Origin of the sequence: Paenibacillus sp. FSL K6-1230, assembly GCF_038002385.1 — a bacterium.
GTDB lineage: Bacteria > Bacillota > Bacilli > Paenibacillales > Paenibacillaceae > Paenibacillus > Paenibacillus massiliensis.
The window spans coordinates 4899955-4918383 of sequence record NZ_JBBOCK010000001.1; the positions used below are offsets into that span (position 1 = coordinate 4899955).

14 protein-coding genes and 1 tRNA gene are annotated in these 18429 nt (G+C 49.5%); 1 reads left to right on the forward strand and 14 read right to left on the reverse strand.

All coding sequences use genetic code 11. From position 1 onward, the window contains the following. Position 1: 1 nt before the first annotated feature. From hemB to MKX74_RS21690, 14 genes are all read right to left on the reverse strand, one after another. Positions 2 to 1012, reverse strand: a complete 1011-nt coding sequence (gene hemB / locus MKX74_RS21625) for a porphobilinogen synthase (protein WP_018885425.1) — start codon at positions 1010 to 1012, stop codon at positions 2 to 4. 36 nt (positions 1013 to 1048) lie between these two features. Continuing rightward, a complete protein-coding gene (cobA, locus tag MKX74_RS21630; protein WP_341179799.1) occupies positions 1049 to 2611 on the reverse strand; it encodes a uroporphyrinogen-III C-methyltransferase in 1563 nt (520 codons plus the stop codon). A gap of 5 nt (positions 2612 to 2616) precedes the next feature. Further along, on the reverse strand, positions 2617 to 3546 hold the full coding sequence (hemC, locus tag MKX74_RS21635) for a hydroxymethylbilane synthase (protein ID WP_341179800.1): 930 nt from the start codon (positions 3544 to 3546) through the stop codon (positions 2617 to 2619). 24 nt (positions 3547 to 3570) lie between these two features. Beyond that, positions 3571 to 4215 (reverse strand): precorrin-2 dehydrogenase/sirohydrochlorin ferrochelatase family protein, encoded by a 645-nt coding sequence (locus MKX74_RS21640; protein ID WP_341179801.1) that lies wholly within the window; start codon positions 4213 to 4215, stop codon positions 3571 to 3573. Between the two features lie 4 nt (positions 4216 to 4219). Beyond that, the gene (gene ccsA / locus MKX74_RS21645) at positions 4220 to 5047 is read right to left on the reverse strand and encodes a cytochrome c biogenesis protein CcsA (protein ID WP_341179802.1); all 828 of its coding nucleotides are present in this window, start codon (positions 5045 to 5047) and stop codon (positions 4220 to 4222) included. Between the two features lie 14 nt (positions 5048 to 5061). Beyond that, on the reverse strand, positions 5062 to 6459 hold the full coding sequence (gene hemA, locus MKX74_RS21650) for a glutamyl-tRNA reductase (protein WP_018885430.1): 1398 nt from the start codon (positions 6457 to 6459) through the stop codon (positions 5062 to 5064). Positions 6460 to 6759: 300 nt separating this feature from the next. Then, a complete protein-coding gene (yihA, locus tag MKX74_RS21655) occupies positions 6760 to 7398 on the reverse strand; it encodes a ribosome biogenesis GTP-binding protein YihA/YsxC (protein WP_025680827.1) in 639 nt (212 codons plus the stop codon). A 16-nt stretch (positions 7399 to 7414) separates the two neighbouring features. After that, positions 7415 to 9754, reverse strand: a complete 2340-nt coding sequence (lon, locus tag MKX74_RS21660) for an endopeptidase La (protein WP_341179803.1) — start codon at positions 9752 to 9754, stop codon at positions 7415 to 7417. Between the two features lie 169 nt (positions 9755 to 9923). After that, positions 9924 to 11633: an ATP-dependent protease LonB gene (lonB, locus tag MKX74_RS21665; RefSeq protein ID WP_025680825.1), complete on the reverse strand. Its 1710-nt coding sequence runs from the start codon at positions 11631 to 11633 to the stop codon at positions 9924 to 9926. Between the two features lie 401 nt (positions 11634 to 12034). Then, positions 12035 to 13159, reverse strand: a complete 1125-nt coding sequence (gene ispG / locus MKX74_RS21670; RefSeq protein WP_018885434.1) for a flavodoxin-dependent (E)-4-hydroxy-3-methylbut-2-enyl-diphosphate synthase — start codon at positions 13157 to 13159, stop codon at positions 12035 to 12037. 113 nt (positions 13160 to 13272) lie between these two features. Further along, positions 13273 to 14529, reverse strand: coding sequence for an ATP-dependent protease ATP-binding subunit ClpX (gene clpX / locus MKX74_RS21675; RefSeq protein ID WP_018885435.1), 1257 nt, complete (start codon positions 14527 to 14529; stop codon positions 13273 to 13275). 12 nt (positions 14530 to 14541) lie between these two features. After that, the gene (gene clpP, locus MKX74_RS21680; protein ID WP_018885436.1) at positions 14542 to 15132 is read right to left on the reverse strand and encodes an ATP-dependent Clp endopeptidase proteolytic subunit ClpP; all 591 of its coding nucleotides are present in this window, start codon (positions 15130 to 15132) and stop codon (positions 14542 to 14544) included. A 473-nt stretch (positions 15133 to 15605) separates the two neighbouring features. Then, on the reverse strand, positions 15606 to 16913 hold the full coding sequence (tig, locus tag MKX74_RS21685) for a trigger factor (protein WP_028591810.1): 1308 nt from the start codon (positions 16911 to 16913) through the stop codon (positions 15606 to 15608). 139 nt (positions 16914 to 17052) lie between these two features. Next, positions 17053 to 17898 carry a hypothetical protein gene (locus tag MKX74_RS21690; protein ID WP_033413012.1) on the reverse strand — a complete coding sequence of 282 codons (846 nt, stop codon included), beginning with the start codon at positions 17896 to 17898 and terminating at the stop codon, positions 17053 to 17055. 315 nt (positions 17899 to 18213) lie between these two features. Between MKX74_RS21690 and MKX74_RS21695 the strand changes: the two genes are divergently transcribed. After that, a tRNA-Arg gene (locus MKX74_RS21695) sits at positions 18214 to 18287 on the forward strand. Positions 18288 to 18429 lie beyond the last annotated feature (142 nt).

The following is an 18429-nucleotide window of genomic DNA, read 5'->3' on the forward strand; positions in this document are numbered from 1 at the left end:
TTTATTTTTTGCCTCCATCCGCCAGCCATTTGGCTGCATCCTTAGCTGAATACGTAATAATCATATCCGCTCCGGCACGCTTCATGCTGGTGAGAATCTCCAGCACGGTCGCCCGCTCATCAATCCATCCCTGCAGGGCAGCTGCCTTCACCATTGCATACTCACCACTTACGTTGTAAGCGACCAGCGGCAGATCGAACTGGTCCTTAATCGTCCGCATCACATCGAGATAGGACAAAGAAGGCTTGACCATTAGCATATCAGCACCCTCCAGCACATCAGACTCCGCCTCTCGCAGCGCTTCACGAGCATTGGCTGGGTCCATCTGATAGGACTTGCGGTCCCCGAACTGCGGAGCTGAGTCAGCTGCTTCTCGGAACGGTCCGTAGAAGGCAGAGGCATACTTCACCGAGTATGACATAATCGGAATATGCGTAAAGCCAGCCTCGTCGAGGCCATGGCGTATCGCCTGTACGAATCCATCCATCATGTTCGATGGCGCAATAATGTCTGCACCAGCCTCCGCTTGGGATACGGCCGTTTTGATCAGTAGCTCTAATGATTCATCATTAAGAACATCGCCACACAGGACACCATCCTGCTCATAGGTATGTACCATCCCGCAATGTCCGTGATCTGTAAATTCGCATAGACAGGTATCAGCCACGACGAGCAGATCGGGATACTGCGCTTTGATCAGTCGCGTCGCCTCTTGTACAATGCCATGCTCATCATAAGCAGATGAACCGACATCATCCTTGGTATCCGGAATGCCGAACAACAGCACCGCAGGAATGCCAAGACTATGAATCTCTTGTAACTCTGGCCCCAGCTGATCAAGTGAGAAGCGGTATACACCCGGCATCGACTTGATCTCCTGCTTCACTCCCTCACCATAAGTGACATAAATCGGCTGTATAAAATCAGCAGGGTTCAACCAGGTCTCACGAACCATGCTGCGCAGTGCCGCCGTCTGCCGTAGACGGCGATGTCTCGCAAATGATTGTATCATCAAGTACTACCTCCTATTATTTCTATTGCGTCCCTTCTACAATTCCCGTTCTCTCGAAGCTGCCGCTTGTTCATTCCAATCACATAAGCATTGGACGAGGCTAGGGATGGTCGCTTCCTCCGACATCAGTTCAACCTCAAGGCCTGCCTGCTTTGCTGTCTCCGCCGTGAGCGGCCCAATCGCAGCCAGCGTAACCCCACGCAGCTTCTCCTGTGGGTTGTCCATACCCATCCGCCGCAATGCCTCGAGCAGATGAGTCACAGTCGATGAGCTGGTTAGTGTAATCGCATGAATGGCTCCATCCTCTATGAGCTTGATTAGTTCATCATCATGGACATGGGTTGGAACGGTTTTATACACCGCAGCTTCCGTGACCTCTAGCCCCATCTCAAGCAATTTGCCTGGAAGCCATGAGCGGGCAAGATCGCCTCGCGGCAGCAGCACATGTTGCCCTGCATGCATATTCTTGCCAAAGGTAGCCACGAAGGATTCCGCTTGAAAGGGTCCCTCTACCTGTTCGGCCGCAATCCCCCTGCTGCGTAGGGCAGCATAAGTAGCCGGCCCAACAGCGCCAATCCTTGCCTTGTAAAGAGCCCGCACATCCAGTCCTAGCTGGTCCAGATGGGTGAAGAAGAACTCGACTCCGTTCACACTCGTGAAAAATACCCAGTCATATGTCTCCAATCGAGTCAGGGCTTCCTTGATCTGTTCCAGTTCATCAGCCTCGTCTGGCATGACTGTCTCAATGACAGGGAATTCGTAAGGCTCGCCGCCCAAATCCTCAATTTGCTGTACTAGGTTGCTTGCCTGCTTTTGGGTGCGCGTAACCAGGATACGCTTCCCGAATAAAGGCATATACTCAGCCCACTTCAGTTGCTCGCGCTGACGGACTACTTCACCGACAACAATGACAGCTGGCGGCTTGAAGCTCGACTCCTGCACCTTCTGCTCAATATCAGCTAGTGTACCGACCAGCGTCTCCTGCTCCGCACGTGTCCCCCAGCGAACCAGTGCTACAGGTGTCTCGGGAGAACGGCCATGACGAATGAGCTGCTCGCTGATATATCCAATTTTGGCAACTCCCATGAGGAAGATTAATGTACCCGTAGCATTCGTAACTTTGTCCCAATGAATACTTCGATCCAGCTTGTCAGGGCTCTCATGTCCAGTAATGATGGATAACGATGACGCCAGATCCCGATGTGTTACTGGAATACCTGCATATGCAGGCACGCTGATGGCAGACGTAATGCCTGGAATGATCTCATATGGAATGGAATGCTTGCGGAGAAGACCTGCCTCCTCTCCCACTCTTCCGAAGATCGTTGGGTCGCCACCCTTCAGACGAACTACAGTCTTTCCCTCCAAAGCAAGATCAACCAGCAACTGATTGATCTCCTCCTGCTTCATTGTATGACGATCAGGCAGCTTGCCTACATAGATCTTTTGTGCACCCGGCTTCATCAGATTCAGCAAGCGAGGGCTCGCTAGTCTGTCATAGACGACCACATCGCCTTTCTGAATGCATTGCCAGCCCTTTACTGTAATCAACCGCGCATCACCTGGTCCTGCTCCAACCAAATATACCTTTCCCGTCATAACCTTCAGCCCCTAACCTCTGCCAATATCTCTTCTGCACCTTGCTTCTTCAGATTGTTCGCCAGACGTGTCCCTAGTTCCTGTGCGTCGTTGCCGGAAAGTGTCTCCTTCAGAATGATCTGTCCATCTGGAGAGCCGACCATTCCTGTCAACTCAATAACTCCTTCCGCTGACAGGGTTGCATGAGCACCAATCGGGACCTGACAGCCTCCGTTCAGCTCGCTGAGAAAGCGTCGTTCAGCCGCTACCGTCAGCGCAGTATCCTGATCATTATACAACGCAAGCAGTGCCAATAGCTCCTCATCATCTTCCCTGCATTCGATTCCAAGTGCCCCTTGCCCGACCGCAGGCAGACATATCTTCTCAGGTAAATACGCACTAATCCGGTCTTCCCAGCCCATGCGCTGCAAGCCAGCTACTGCCAGGATAATTGCGTCGAAGCCCTCCGTCTCCAGCTTCTTCAAGCGGGAGTCGATATTGCCACGTACAGGTTCAAGCTTGAGATCAGGCCGCATTGCCTGCAATTGACTGGAACGCCTCAAGCTACTCGTACCTACCTTAGCTCCCACAGGAAGGCTGTCCAGGTCTCCTCCCGTACGAGAAATCAGACAGTCCCTGGGGTCAAAACGCTTTGGCACTGCCCCATTCACCAAGCGCTCAGGAAGCTCGGAAGGCATATCCTTCATGCTATGCACGGCCATATCTATATCCCCAGCCAGCAATGCTTGCTCAATTTCCTTCACGAACAGACCTTTACCACCAACCTTGGACAGTGTAACATCCAGAATTCGATCTCCTTTGGTCACAATCTTGCGCACTTCAAAGTTCATGGCGATTCCATGCTGCGTACACAGCTTCTTGAGATCCTCGATTACAAAGCCTGTCTGGGTCAAGGCAAGCGCACTTTGTCTGCTTCCTACAATAATCGTTCTCATGTCAGTCCTCCAATATTTCGCATGTCAGCCCTCAAGCTGCTGGGCAATCCAGCGTTCCACCTGTTCTGCTGCAGCTTTCCACTCAACAGAGCCCGATGGCTCCGGTAATTCGAGCGCTGCCAGCCCTCGCAGCACCTTGGCCCGTGTGTCTGAATCAGGAATGGTTTCCTTGACACGCTGCCTCACTTGGGCCATGAAATCCAAATATTCCTCGTATTCAGGGCCCCATAGCTCTGCGAGCCGGGCCATGATCCTCCTTGACACCGCTGGTCCAGCACCATCCGTAGAGACGCTCACCGTAAGCCTTCCTCTACGTAGCACGCTAGGGCTAATAAATGTACTCTCAGTCGCATCATCACTTCTATTCACCAGTATACCCATCTGATGGGCTTCGCGCATTACTGCCTCATTCACTTCAGGTCTATTTGTGGCTGCAAATACAAGAAATGCTCCCTGTAAATCACCGGCGGCATATGCTCGGGCGATCCAGCGGAGCTGCTTCTGTTCGGCCATGGCTTGAAGACCTGGCGTAAGCGTGGGGCTAATGAGGACAAGGGAGGCTCCGCTGTCTGCCAGTCCGGCTGCTTTGCGTTCGGCCACTTTTCCCCCACCGATAATATAACAAGTTTGTCCCTTGGCATTCAGCATCACAGGAATCATGTGTGACATCCCTCTACTCCCCTGTCCATTGGTGAAATGCTGACCAGGAATTCACCACAAAATTCAAAATCATGAACCCGTACCCGATCAGAGCCAGACGCGCATTAATGACACCCGAAGGACTCTTGAAGCGCCTGACAAGTAAAAAAATAATGTACAAACACATAGCCGCAGTTGTTGCTATTACTTTCGAATCCAGCAGCAGAAACCAGCGACCTTCAGCGACAATCGAGATCACGGCAACGAACACAGATACCATCAGCAAAGGCGTTCCGATCAGCAATGAGGTATGTGTGTAGCGATCGAGCACCTCCAGACTCGGTAAGCGCCGCAGAGTGTCACTCCACCGTTTGCCCTTGAGATTACGATGCAAGAATAAGTACAGAGCCGCAAATACAGCACCGACGGTCAGTGCAGCAAAGCTCAGGTTAGCCAATACAATATGCAAAATCAAAAAGCCATGTACGGTCTGCCATGTGCTCAAGGGATCATCCACAGGTCGGAACCAGAGCTTATTCAGGACAACGATTGTACACCCGATCAAATTCAGCAGCAGTACAACCATCTCTGAGCGCTGAAATCGCGACATGACTAAGGAAAGCGCCACGAGCAAGCATGAGACCAGAAACAAAAAGTCATACGTTATCAAAAAAGGGAGATGCTCGTCAGTCCATGTCCTGACTCCCAGATAGGCCAGCTGCAGGATCAGAACAGCAACAAGAAGCCCTGTGCCCGTCCGCTTGGCCGTCGCATTACGACGAATGCAATCCGAGAACACAAACAGTAGGCTCAGGGCATATGTGTACATCATGGCATCATAAATTCCATTACCCGGTGACAATATGCATCACCTGCCTATAGACCGACCGGCGCGTATGAAGCCGATGCAGATTCGGACGCGCTGGCTTGCTTTTCTTTCTGGGCTGTCCCTTTCATCCTCATAGCCAACGCATGACTATGTTCCACCTTCGCTGCTGCATCGTCCAAGCGATCCTCCAGTGCAAATATCTGGCTGAACATCTCCAGTGATTCATTCCCCTGCTTCTCAACAGCCAGCTCCTTGATCCGATTAATCGGGTCATGCAGCATCTGATTCATCATACTCTTGGTCAGCTTGCGAATGACAGTACGTTCATGCTCATCCAGATCAGGCAGACGATTGAAGAGGCTCTGCAGAGTCTCTTCATGCACAGAAGCAGATTTCTCCTGCAATGCACGAATGACCGGACGAACACCCATGGTCTTAAGCCATTGATAGAATTGCTCCATCTCTGATTCCATCATCACTTCAATCTTGGCTGCTTCTGTTCGACGCATTTCGAGATTACTCTCCACGATGCCTTCCAGATCATCAATATCATACAGGAACACGTTATGGATATCGCCGGCAGCAGGATCAATATCCCGTGGGACCGCAATATCAATCATGAATAGTGGCCGCGACTGTCGCTGCTTCATCTGCTCTCGTACGCTTCTGGTGTCCAGTACATATTCCTTGGCTCCTGTCGAGCTAATGACGATATCCACCTCATGCAGACGCTGGAGTGCTTGATCCATCGTAACAGGTGTGCCCTGAAACTTAGATGCCAGCTCTTCAGCGCGTGCCAGTGTCCTGTTAGCAACAATCACCTCTGCTGCCCCGCCTGCGTACAGATGCTTCACTGTCAGCTCACTCATCTTGCCAGCACCCAGAATCATAACCTTCTTATCCTTAAATGTGCCAAAAATCCGCTTGCCAAGCTCTACAGCTGCATAGCTGACAGACACTGCACTCTCGCCAATAGACGTCTCCGAATGCGCTCTTTTGCCAAGCGTCACAGCCTGCTTGAACAGCATATTGAACCAGGTCGCCGTTGCCTTCCGCTCCTGAGCAGCAAGGAACGCATGCTTCACCTGACCGAGAATCTGTGTCTCCCCAAGCACCATGGAATCCAGCCCACAGGTTACACGGAACAGATGACGGATGGCTTGTTCGTCTTCGTATATATACAAATGCTGTGTAAATTGATCCCGAGGGATACCGAACCATTGCTCCATAAAGCTGCGAATAAAATACCCGCACATATGCAGCCGATCTACCACCACATAGATTTCCGTACGATTGCAGGTAGCTACAATAACACCCTCAAGCACACTCTTCGTGAGTTTTAGCTTCTCCAGTGCTGCTGGCAAATCCTGCTCAGCGAAGGTAAATCGTTCTCTGACCTCCACAGGAGCTGTTCTATAGTTTAATCCCACTGCGAGGATGTGCATGAATCGTCCACCTGCCTTACTGTAGTAAATAAAATCACATACGTTCTTTCAACTATGTTAAGTATATCACAGAACCTCGATAGCTCCAGGCGATTTTTATGAAAAGTTTATGAAGAAACGAAGACACCTTTAGTGTAATCTGTGTCCACTTATGTTATACCTAACCAAATCATCATACAAAAAAGCACCCCTTTCGGGATGCTCATGATGTAAACCTTATATCATAAATATCTATAATCATATTGTATAGTTGCTACATCCTATTGCTCAGACCTTCCACGCACTTCCTCATCGGTAAGACTAATCACGCTCTGTCTCGTTCTCAGACTCATCCGTGGCTGTTGTCTCCTGTCCAACTCCTGTATACTGCGAGATCACAGACCATAGCTCATCTCTTCCCAGGCCCTCTTCCGACGAAAATGGGATGAACAACCCTCCAGGGCCGATTCCTAGCTCCTGCTTGATCATCTTGATGTGCTTGTCACGACGGGTCTTCGGAATTTTGTCTGCCTTCGTTCCTACTACACACAATGGCAGGTCATAATGCATAAGCCATTCATTCATCAGTCGATCATCCTTGGATGGTGGGTGACGAAGATCTACCATCTGCAGAACCAGCTTGAGTGGCTCCCGTTGCATCAGATAGGTCTCGATCATATTGCCGAATGCTTGGCGAAGCGACTTGGAGACCTTCGCAAATCCATAGCCTGGAAAATCCACAAAATATAATTCATCATTAATGCGGTAATAATTCAGCTGTTGAGTCTTCCCCGGTGTTGAGCTGGTCCGAGCCAGATTCTTGCGGTTGATCATGCGGTTAATGAGCGATGATTTCCCGACATTGGAGCGCCCGGCCAGAGCAACCTCAGGCAGGGCGTCCTCAGGATATTGATCAGGGCGTACTGCACTGATCACGAATTCCGATTTGGTTACTTTCATGTGATATGTGTCCTCTCTAATGCACGCTCGCCTGCTCGACAAGCGCATGCTGCAGCACTTGATCCATGTGAGCCACAGGAATGAACTCCACATCATCCTTGATACTATCAGGGATGTCTTTCAGATCCCGTTCATTATCCTTAGGCAGCAATATTTTCTTGTACCCCGCTCGATGGGCGGCTAGTGATTTCTCTTTCAATCCCCCGATGGGCAGTACACGCCCGCGCAGTGTAATCTCCCCAGTCATGGCAACCGTCTTGGAGACATGGCGATTGGTTAGGGCAGATACAAGCGCTGTAGCAATTGTAATACCAGCCGATGGACCATCCTTCGGTATGGCCCCCTCAGGGATATGGATGTGAATATCGTTCTTCTCATAAAAATCCGTCTCAATGCCAAGCTCCGAGGCTTTGGAGCGCGTGTAGCTGAAGGCAGCCTGTGCTGATTCCTTCATCACATCTCCCAGCTTGCCCGTGAGGATCAGCTTGCCAGAGCCAGGCACTACCGTCACCTCAATCGTGAGAGTCTCGCCACCAACCTCCGTCCAGGCAAGCCCAGTGACTGTCCCAACCTGATCCTCAAGCTCAGCCATGCCATATCTGAATTTGGGTATACCAAGATAATCCTTTACATCATCAGGCTGGATATGAATCGCTTGCTCCTCAGACGTGGAAACAATAGTCTTCGCAGCCTTCCGACACAGAGAAGCAATCTGCTGCTCCAGATTACGGACGCCGGACTCCCGTGTATACTCACGAATGACGGTAAGCAGTGTGTCTTCTTCAATGATTAGCTGCTGATCCTCAAGTCCATGCTCCCGTTTCTGCTTGGGTACCAGATAACGAGTTGCAATCTGAAGCTTCTCCAGTTCCGTATAGCCCGGAATGCTCAGTATCTCCATCCGGTCCAGCAATGGGCGCGGAATATTATGAAGTGCATTAGCCGTTGTCACGAACATCACATTCGACAGATCGAACGGCAGCTCTACAAAATGATCGCTAAACGTATTGTTTTGCTCCGGGTCCAGCACCTCCAGCAGAGCGGAGGCCGGATCACCACGGAAGTCCGAAGCCATTTTGTCAATCTCATCAAGCAGAAAGACAGGATTCATGGTACCGGCTGACTTCATACCCTGAATGACCCGACCAGGCATCGCACCGACATACGTACGCCGATGCCCACGAATCTCGGCTTCATCACGCACACCGCCCAAGGAAATTCGCACGAATTCTCTGCCAAGTGCTTTGGCAATCGAGCGAGCAAGTGATGTCTTCCCGACCCCTGGCGGCCCAACGAGACATAGAATCGGACCCTTCATCGTCTTCACCAGCTTGCGTACAGCCAAGTATTCCAGCACACGCTCCTTCGGCTTCTCCAGACCATAATGATCTTCATCGAGCACTTCTTCTGCACGCGCCATGTCCAGATCATCATCTGTCGTCTTGCTCCATGGCAGACTGAGCAGCCAATCCACATAGTTGCGAATGACCCCGCCTTCAGCAGAGCTGGTAGGCATTTTCTCCAGTCGCTCGATTTCCTTCTCCAGCTTCTCTTTTACCTTGTCAGGTAGCTCTTGCTCCGCCATCTGTGCGCGCAGCTCCTCTACCTCACCGGCACGGCCTTCCTTATCACCCAGTTCCTTCTGGATCGCTTTCATCTGCTCACGGAGATAGTACTCTTTTTGCGTTTTCTCCATCTGCTTCTTCACACGCTGGTTGATTTTGCGCTCCAGCTCCAGCACTTCACGTTCGTTGTTCAGAATATCAAGCAGCTTTTCGAGCCGTTCTGCAACATCGATCGTCTCCAGAATTTCCTGCTTGTCTTTTATTTTGAGTGCCAAGTGACTGGTAATGACATCAGCCAGTCTGCCAGGCTCCTCGATATCAGAGACAGCCGCCAGCGTCTCCGGGGTGACCTTCTTCGATAAATTGATATAGTTCTCAAATTGGTTCAGCACCGTGCGCATCAGAGCATCAATCTCCAGATGAGTCACGTCAGGCTCAGGCAGTTCTTTTGCCATCACCTCGTAATACTCGTCATTCTCCAAGTACTGGATAATCTCCGCACGCTCCAGCCCCTCTACAAGAACACGAATGGTGCCATTCGGAAGCTTGAGCATCTGACGTACTTTGGCCACTGTACCAATCTTGAAAATATCATCCTGCGTAGGTTCTTCAATATTAACATCAGATTGAGAACACAGCAGGATCAAATTATTCTCTACCATCGCTTTTTCCAAAGCCTTGACCGATTTTTCCCGGCCCACATCGAGATGCAGAACCATACTCGGGTAGACAAGAAGTCCTCTTAAAGGCAGTAAAGGAAAACGACGGCCTTTAGTTTTACTTGGTCCCATCGCTTTCGCACCTCCAATGGTTCTCAGGTTCAGCATCATGTACCCTCAGGCCTATATCGATAAGCCGAAATACCTCACATACAAGATGCCCAGGTTGTCATTATTGCTATTTTAACAAATGTTTCATGGAAAAACCAATGAGAGGCACCCATCTATGCCAAATAGGAACTCACATGCTGCTTCCCTGCGGCCCTTCTGCCTGTAAAAAGCTCGTTCTTGCTGGCAAAAAATTCTCCATTGGCGCTGTTGCTTCCTGCTCTGGATTCCATGCTTCCCCGAAAATATGTCCGAAGGCTTCATCTACGGACTGCACGGGAATAACCTGTAAATCCGCTAGCTTATCAAAGGAGCTCTGCCAATTATCCAGTGGAATGATGACACGCTTGGCGCCAGCTTGCACGGCTGCTTCAATCTTCGCCAGCACTCCGCCTATCGGCTTGATTCTGCCATGGATACTGACCTCTCCAGTCATGGCCAGCTCATGATCAATCGGAATATTCCGAATGGCAGATGTGATGGCCGTAGCCATGGCAATGCCAGCTGATGGTCCATCAATTGGTGTTCCACCCGGGAAATTGATGTGCAGCTCATAATCCTCAGGCCGTAGCCCACAGGTCCGCAATACTGTGAGTACGTTTTCCACAGAGCCTTTAGCCATACTCTTGCGTCGCAGCGTTCGTGAGCCGCCCCCGATCTCTTCTTCATCCACTACACCAGTAATATTATAGTTCCCCTGTCCTCTGGGCACAGGAACGGCCGTAACCTCAATCTCCAGCAGCATACCTAGATTCGGTCCATAGACCGCAAGTCCATTCACAAAGCCTACCTGTGGACGGGAAGGCACCTTCCGGTCGGGACGTGGCTGGATCTGACTGCTGCCAGCGACCCATTCCAGATCATCTGGATGCAGCGTATTGCGTTGCTCTGTCAGTGCGATCCCAGCAGCCAATTGAATCATGTTCACCGCTTCTCTTCCGTTCGTGGCATAACGTTGTACCACCTTCACGGCTTCAGGACAAGGCTCGAAGCTCAGCTTGGATACAGCGTCCTCCGCGATCCGCCCGATCTCCTCCGGCAGCAGCGAGCGAAAGTAAATCTCCATGCAGCGGGAGCGAAGCGCTGGCGGGAGCTCGTGTGGAGAACGTGTCGTTGCCCCGACCATACGAAAATCCGCTGGTAAGCCATTCTGGAAAATATCATGAATGTACGCAGGTGTATGCGTATCTTCAGAATTATAATATGCACTCTCCAAAAATACTTTACGATCTTCCAGCACTTTCAACAATTTGTTCATCTGGGTTGGGTGCAGCTCTCCAATCTCATCTATGAACAATATGCCGCCATGGGCCTTCGTAACCGCACCCGGCTTCGGCTGGGGAATTCCAGCCACTCCCATCGCGCCAGCTCCTTGATAAATGGGGTCATGAACAGAGCCAATGAGTGGATCAGCAATTCCGCGTTCATCAAATCTCGCCGTCGTTGCATCAATTTCAGTGAACTTTGCATCTGCCCGAAATGGAGAGGACGGATTCTTCTTCGCTTCCTCCAAGACAACACGAGCGGCGGCTGTCTTACCTACTCCAGGAGGTCCATAAATAATGACATGCTGAGGATTCGCGCTGCATAGTGCTGCCTTGAGCGCACGTAGCCCATCCTTCTGTCCCACAATATCTTGAATAGCCGCAGGGCGAGTACGTTCAGCCAAAGGCTTGGTCAATGAGATGGAACGCAGCTTTCTTAGCTTATCCAATTCCTTACGTGATTCTCGATCCACAGCGCCCCGATTGGTCTTCTGGCTGCGAAGCAAATTCCAAAAGTACAATCCGATTACAATTCCAAAGAACAACTGCACGAGCATGATAATCATTGTGAAATCCATTTGTCATTCCTCCGTTTTACTCCCTGTCTGCAGGGATCGTCTATGACAACCATTATTTCCTTTTCATCGACCTCTAAACGATACACACAAAAGAAGTTACAGACAGAGAAAATAGGGGGATATGTCAAAGGTAAATGACGTAGCAAAAACGGAGGTAGTAGATAGAAGTGGCAACAGAGATGATAACAGAGATGGTAACAAAGCAAAGAAGCATGCGAGCTACTCACATGCTTCTTCAATATAACAAGCTGCAACTGAACCTAGCAGCCCGCTCATATGCGGTTGTGACTCAAGAACAGCGACGTATACAGCTGTTAGAGTCACATTTATCTATAGCCAATCGGCATATATTCAATGTATTAGTTCACAATCCACGCCCAGCACAAGCACTCGCTCCATCCTCAAGCCTCTTGCTTTTGATGACCGTGCCGTTCCTTACGTCCTGGAATCTCGCCGGTCTCCTCATAGGCCTTGACGATAATATCAATCTCTTTCTTCAACTCGTCTACCATATCGGCCTCAGGAACCTTGCGAATCATCTGTCCGTAACGGAATAGCAGACCCTCGCCGCGTGCTCCGGCAATTCCGATATCCGCTTCCTTCGCTTCACCAGGTCCATTCACCGCACAGCCCAGCACGGATACCTTGATAGGCACCTTCAGCTTGGCAATATAATCCTCAACCTCGTTGGCGATGGAGAACAGGTCAATATCCAGCCGTCCGCAGGTTGGACAGGAGATGAGCGTCGCTGCATTGGTAATCAGCCCAAATGTCTTCAGCAGCTCACGAGCCACCTTAACCTCCTCGACAGGATCAGCACTGAGCGAGATACGCATTGTTGAGCCGATACCTGCAGAGAGCAGAGCTCCCATCCCGGCTGCACTTTTTACAGTCCCTGTGAACAGTGTTCCTGCTTCGGTAATACCCAAATGCAGCGGGTAAGGAATGATTTTCGCAGCCTTCGTGTACGCCTCAATCGCCATCGGCACATCCGATGCCTTCAGAGACACGATAATATCGTGGAAGTCGAGCTCCTCCAGAATGTTAATGTGAAAGAGAGCACTCTCCACCATCGCATCAGGCGTAGGGTAGCCGTATTTGTCCAGCAAATGCTGCTCCAGGGAACCAGCATTGACTCCGATCCGAATCGGAATCCCCTTCTCCTTACAAGCCTTAACGACTGCCTCTACCTTCTCACGACGGCCGATATTTCCGGGATTGATCCGTACCTTGTCGATGCCGTTCTCAATGGCAAGCAGAGCGAGCTTGTAGTTAAAATGAATATCCGCAACAAGAGGAATATGAATTTGCTTCTTGATCTCTTTGATGGCGGCGGCAGCCTCTTCATTGTTGACAGTTACCCGAACAATCTGACAGCCGGCCTCCTCCAAGCGCAGAATTTCAGCTACGGTAGCCTGTACGTCAGCTGTCTTCGTCGTACACATACTCTGAATGATCACTTCGTTGCTTCCGCCAATGGTCAGATTGCCGACTTTGACGGGACGGGTGTCTTGTCTTAAGAACATGGTCATATCTCTCCCATAATACCAAAGCTCCACCCCCGCCCGCTTAGACGTCAAAGCGGGCGAAACGTGGAGGATGGCAGGCTCATGTTATCGAGGTCGCAAAAGTTACTGTCTTAGGCGCTCTCTTCTTGTGTTTTATCTTTGTCGGCACCACGAAGCTCGGGAGCCATTTTATCCTGAACGACTTTCTCGTTAATGATGCAAGTAGTAACGTCATCACGGGACGGTACCTCGTACATGACATCCAGCATAATGCCTTCAATAATCGCACGCAGACCACGAGCACCGGTATTACGCTTGATTGCTTCTTTGGCAATGGCCTCCAGTGCGTCCTGCTGGAACTCCAGCGTGACATTGTCCATTTCCAGCAGCTTCTGATATTGCTTTGTCAGCGCGTTCTTAGGCTCCGACAGAATACGTACCAGTGTATTCTCATCAAGCGGCTCCAGCGTAGAAATCACTGGCAGACGACCTACAAATTCAGGGATTAGACCGAACTTGAGCAGATCCTCAGGTAGTACCATTTGCAGATATTCACCTGGTTTCAAATCTTTCTGGTCTGCCGAAGCATTGAAACCGATGACCTTTTTGCCAATCCGGCGTTTGATCATTTGCTCCAGGCCGTCGAATGCACCACCACAAATGAACAGGATGTTCGTGGTATCGATTTGAATAAATTCTTGATGCGGATGCTTACGTCCACCTTGCGGAGGAACAGAAGCTACTGTACCTTCGAGAATCTTCAGCAAAGCCTGCTGAACACCTTCCCCGGATACATCTCTTGTAATGGAAGGATTCTCGGACTTGCGAGCAACCTTATCGATCTCATCAATGTAGATAATACCGCGTTCGGCCTTTTCTACATCGTAATCCGCTGCCTGAATGAGCTTCAGCAGAATGTTCTCTACATCCTCACCGACATAGCCTGCTTCCGTCAGGGACGTTGCATCGGCAATGGCGAATGGCACATTCAGAATCTTGGCCATCGTCTGTGCTAGCAAAGTCTTACCTGAACCTGTTGGTCCCAACATCAGAATATTACTCTTCGTCAGCTCAACATCATCGGCTTTGCTCTGTGTATTGATCCGTTTGTAGTGATTATATACGGCAACAGACAGGGATTTCTTAGCTTGATCCTGCCCGATGACATATTGATCCAGAATTGCGCGAATCTCAAGTGGCTTTGGAATGTCCTTCAGGTCAAGCTCTTCCTCGTGACCCAGCTCTTCCTCCACGATCTCCGTACATAATTCAATACACTCATCGCATATATAGACTCCAGGTCCCGCAACCAGCTTGCGCACCTGCTCTTGTGATTTTCCGCAGAAGGAGCACTTCAGTTGCCCTTTCTCATCGTTAAATTTGAACATGTAACCACCCCTTTACAAATTGGTCGGCTTGGTAAGCACTTGGTCTATGATCCCGTATGCTTTAGCTTCTTCGGCATCCATGAAAAAGTCGCGGTCTGTATCCCGTTCGATTTTTTCCAGGGGCTGACCTGTCCGCTCCACATAAATCTGATTAAGCTTCTGGCGTGTCTTGATAATCCAGTCAGCGTGAATCTGTATATCGGATGCTTGCCCTTGGATGCCACCAAGCGGCTGATGAATCATAACCTCACTGTTGGTGAGAGCGTATCTCTTGCCAGGCGCGCCGGCCGTGAGCAGCAAAGAGCCCATGCTTGCAGCCATACCTACACAAATGGTTGATACGTCAGGCTTGATGATTTGCATTGTATCATATATACCCATACCGGCTGTTACAGAACCGCCGGGCGAATTGATATACAAGCTGATATCCTTCTCAGGATCATCCGCAGCCAGAAACAGAAGCTGTGCTATAACGAGATTGGCAACATCATCGTCAATTGCGCTGCTCAGAAAAATAATGCGATCTTTAAGCAAGCGGGAGTAAATATCGTAGGATCTTTCTCCTCGATTCGTTTGCTCAACAACCATAGGTACGAGACTCATTGTGACCAACCTCTTTTCCATTGGTAAAATGAAAATCGGCAAAACCGAAACAGAATTTTACCTAAACGTATTTTAACATGTTACAGGTCCAATGTCATATTGCAGACCTTATCATATTTAAACATGTTTCATATGTGCAGTGCAAATGGCATTCAGGCAGCCCGATTAGCAAGGCTCTGAATCAGTATATGTACTTCGTAATGGCGATAACACGTCAAAATGGAACCTATGTACAACAGATGCAGGCTCTGAATCCCCGCGGATCTTGCACTCCGTCATAAGGAATCCCCAAGTAGTATCAGGTACTATTTGCCTCCTGAACTGCCAGGGTTTGGATGCCATAAGTTAAAAATAAGGCACGAGTTGATTAACTGCGTGCCCTATTTCTGTATCATTCACTATTAGGAGCGGAGTATACCTCACCCAATAGTAATTTGTCATGTAATTCGGTGAATCTCCCTTTGCCGATAAGCTTACTCAGCCGCTGGAGCTTCTACTTCTTTGCTGCTGTCTACCAGCAGAGCGATTGTTTTGCGAAGGGAGATTTCTTCACGAAGATTGCTGATGGAACCATTACCTTCAAGGATTCCGCGAATCTCTTCAACAGAACGCTTGTAAGTGTCAGCCATTTTTTGCAGTTCTTCGTTCACTTCTTCTTCGCTTACTTCAACATTCTCGGCTTTGGCTACTTGCTCCAGCACCAGGTTGTTGCGTACGCGCTTAGCAGCGTCATCACGCATTTGTCCTTGCAGATCCTCACGAGTCTGGCCGGAGAAGCTCAGGAACATGTCAATGTTCATGCCTTGATTGCGAAGACGGTTGTCGAAATCACGCATCATGTTCTCAACTTCGCTGTTGATCATGGCTTCTGGAATGTCGATTGTTGCGTTCTCGCCAACTTTTTCTACTACAGCATTTTCACGTGCTGCTTTAGCTTCGTTGTCTTTACGCTCTTGAAGTTGTTTCTTGAGATCTTCTTTGTACTCAGCCAAAGTATCGAACTCGCTGACATCTTTCGCGAATTCATCATCCAGAGCAGGCAGTTGCTTGCGCTTGATCTCATGAATTTTCACTTTGAATACCGCTGCTTTGCCAGCCAGCTCAGCAGAGTGGTAGTTCTCAGGGAAGGTTACTTCAACATCCTTGAAATCACCAGTGTTCATGCCGATGACTTGATCTTCAAAGCCTGGGATGAAGGTACCGGATCCGAGCTCCAGAGAATAGCGTTCAGCTTGTCCGCCTTCAAATTGCTCGCCGTCTACATAACCGTCGAAGTCCAACACAGCTGTATCGCCGGCTTGAGCAGCCTCTTCTTCTACCACGATCAGTTCAGCATGACGCTGCTGCAGACGCTCCAGTTCAGCTGTAACTTCCTCATCCGTTACTTCGGATTTGGCTACAGGCACTTCAACGCCTTTGTACTCGCCCAGCTCAACTTCAGGCTTCACAGTCACTTTCGCTTTGAACTTGAAAGTTTCGCCTTTGTTGAATTGCTCGATATCTACGTCTGGACGATCTACCGGGAAGATATCCGTCTCATTCACTGCTTCGCCGTAAGCTTCTGGCAGCAGAATGTCGATTGCATCTTGGTAAAGGCTTTCCACACCAAAGCGTTTTTCGAAAATTGGACGTGGTACTTTACCTTTACGGAATCCTGGTACGTTTACTTGTTTCACTACTTTATTAAAAGCTTTGTCAAGCGCTGCGGAGACACGTTCCGCTTCCACTTCAACCTCAAGAACGCCTACGTTCTTGTCTATTTTCTCCCAAGTTGCTTTCATTTTATGCTTTCCCCTCCAACAATATCTTAACTTGAATTCACGCTAAAAATACGCACAAAATTTCCATCATAGTATATACAACTTTGAAAACTTTTTCAAGGGCAACCCTGATGGCAGGGAGTGGAAATGGTTCCCGAGGCTACGGAGTTTGCATGCCAACAGATACAAAATGCTTCATCGATCGATACGCCTGCTCATACCTGAAGCGCATGGAATCGGTAATGCCGTAGAGACTTCTTGTCTCTTCCTCGTCCTTTGCCCCTGTCAGGCTCTCTGATACGGTCTGATGCAGTGCTGCCGCCCAAATATCCATCATACTGTCGTCTTCACTCAGCATTGACCGATAATCGTCCGTTCCATACACTGCCATGACAAATTGAGACCACAATTCCTGTGCAAAGTAAAACAGTGTCGGTTCATGCACCTCCGTCTGATCCGCCACACGTTCCAGAATACGAATAATCGGTTGTGGAAAATCATCCGGCTGCAGTGGCACTGTATCCATGTCAATCTCTGCTGCCGATCCATCCCGTTTGAAGCGAATCGTGCCATCCACGCCCCGCTTGCGCAGCGTCTGCAGCACTCGGAACTGCAGCAAGGGATGCATCGGCTTCTCCTCAAGCCATTGCATCAAGGCCTCATCAATTTCAGGTTGCTCAAGATAAGATAGTTGCTCCAGTGCCAGCATCGTCTGCTCGGACAATGGCTCCTCCATGACCATGCGAAGGAGCTTGTCGCCATATCCCGAATCCTGCTGAAGCTTCAGGTGCGCCTGCCGTCTTGCCAACTCCTCTTCACTGACGTCTCCCTCATCATCCGTACGATTCTCAGACAGCTCGGTATGTACAGTTCCTTGCGGAAAAGCCGCTTCCAGCCATTGCAAAAGTGCATCCCATTCTTCGTAATGCTTCGGATTCTGTCCCTGACATTTCAACAAAAAGCGCAGCAACCCCATGGCTTCCTGATATCGCTCGTTCTCAAGCATCACGGTCAGTTGAATCTGGTAATAATCCAGCGTCTTCGGGAACAGGATAATATTGTTATCTTCTGTGGATACCTTGGAGTCCTTTATAATATTCCCCCCTCTCCTCCAAAAGCTCAAATGCCCAAATGATTGTAGATTATACTGGGAAACAACAGTTGAAGTCCAATAGCGTGTTTTTAATAGAAACCTATATGATTCTAACATACCCTATTTCGAAAACGAAAAAACCTGTATTGCTTACTTTAGAAATTGTTAGAAAATAAAACTTGAACTTGTATCGGATATATGGTACATTAATATTCGCTTGAATTTTATGTCCCAGTAGCTCAGCTGGATAGAGCAACGGCCTTCTAAGCCGTCGGTCGGGGGTTCGAATCCCTCCTGGGACGTACAGTTAAGAAGCACTCCACTAGGAGTGCTTCTTTTACGTCTGGGGATGAGAACCCCTTCAGAGGGGGCGTCGGAGCATAGGCTTCGGTAGCATTACTTCGCAGTCGGCTCGATTTTTGAGCCGTATCCCTCCTGGGACGT

Excerpts from the sequence above, each read along its gene's own strand:
- cobA (WP_341179799.1), bottom strand. The coding sequence starts at position 2,611 with ATGACGGGAAAGGTATATTTGGTTGGAGCAGGACCAGGTGATGCGCGG.
- clpX (WP_018885435.1), bottom strand. The coding sequence starts at position 14,529 with ATGTTCAAATTTAACGATGAGAAAGGGCAACTGAAGTGCTCCTTCTGC.
- yihA (WP_025680827.1), bottom strand. The coding sequence starts at position 7,398 with ATGAAAGTAACCAAATCGGAATTCGTGATCAGTGCAGTACGCCCTGAT.
- lonB (WP_025680825.1), bottom strand. The coding sequence starts at position 11,633 with ATGGATTTCACAATGATTATCATGCTCGTGCAGTTGTTCTTTGGAATT.
- clpP (WP_018885436.1), bottom strand. The coding sequence starts at position 15,132 with ATGAGTCTCGTACCTATGGTTGTTGAGCAAACGAATCGAGGAGAAAGA.
- ispG (WP_018885434.1), bottom strand. The coding sequence starts at position 13,159 with ATGTTCTTAAGACAAGACACCCGTCCCGTCAAAGTCGGCAATCTGACC.
- MKX74_RS21640 (WP_341179801.1), bottom strand. The coding sequence starts at position 4,215 with ATGTCACACATGATTCCTGTGATGCTGAATGCCAAGGGACAAACTTGT.
- MKX74_RS21690 (WP_033413012.1), bottom strand. The coding sequence starts at position 17,898 with ATGCTTGAGAACGAGCGATATCAGGAAGCCATGGGGTTGCTGCGCTTT.
- lon (WP_341179803.1), bottom strand. The coding sequence starts at position 9,754 with ATGGGACCAAGTAAAACTAAAGGCCGTCGTTTTCCTTTACTGCCTTTA.
- hemB (WP_018885425.1), bottom strand. The coding sequence starts at position 1,012 with ATGATACAATCATTTGCGAGACATCGCCGTCTACGGCAGACGGCGGCA.
- hemC (WP_341179800.1), bottom strand. The coding sequence starts at position 3,546 with ATGAGAACGATTATTGTAGGAAGCAGACAAAGTGCGCTTGCCTTGACC.
- tig (WP_028591810.1), bottom strand. The coding sequence starts at position 16,913 with ATGAAAGCAACTTGGGAGAAAATAGACAAGAACGTAGGCGTTCTTGAG.
- hemA (WP_018885430.1), bottom strand. The coding sequence starts at position 6,459 with ATGCACATCCTCGCAGTGGGATTAAACTATAGAACAGCTCCTGTGGAG.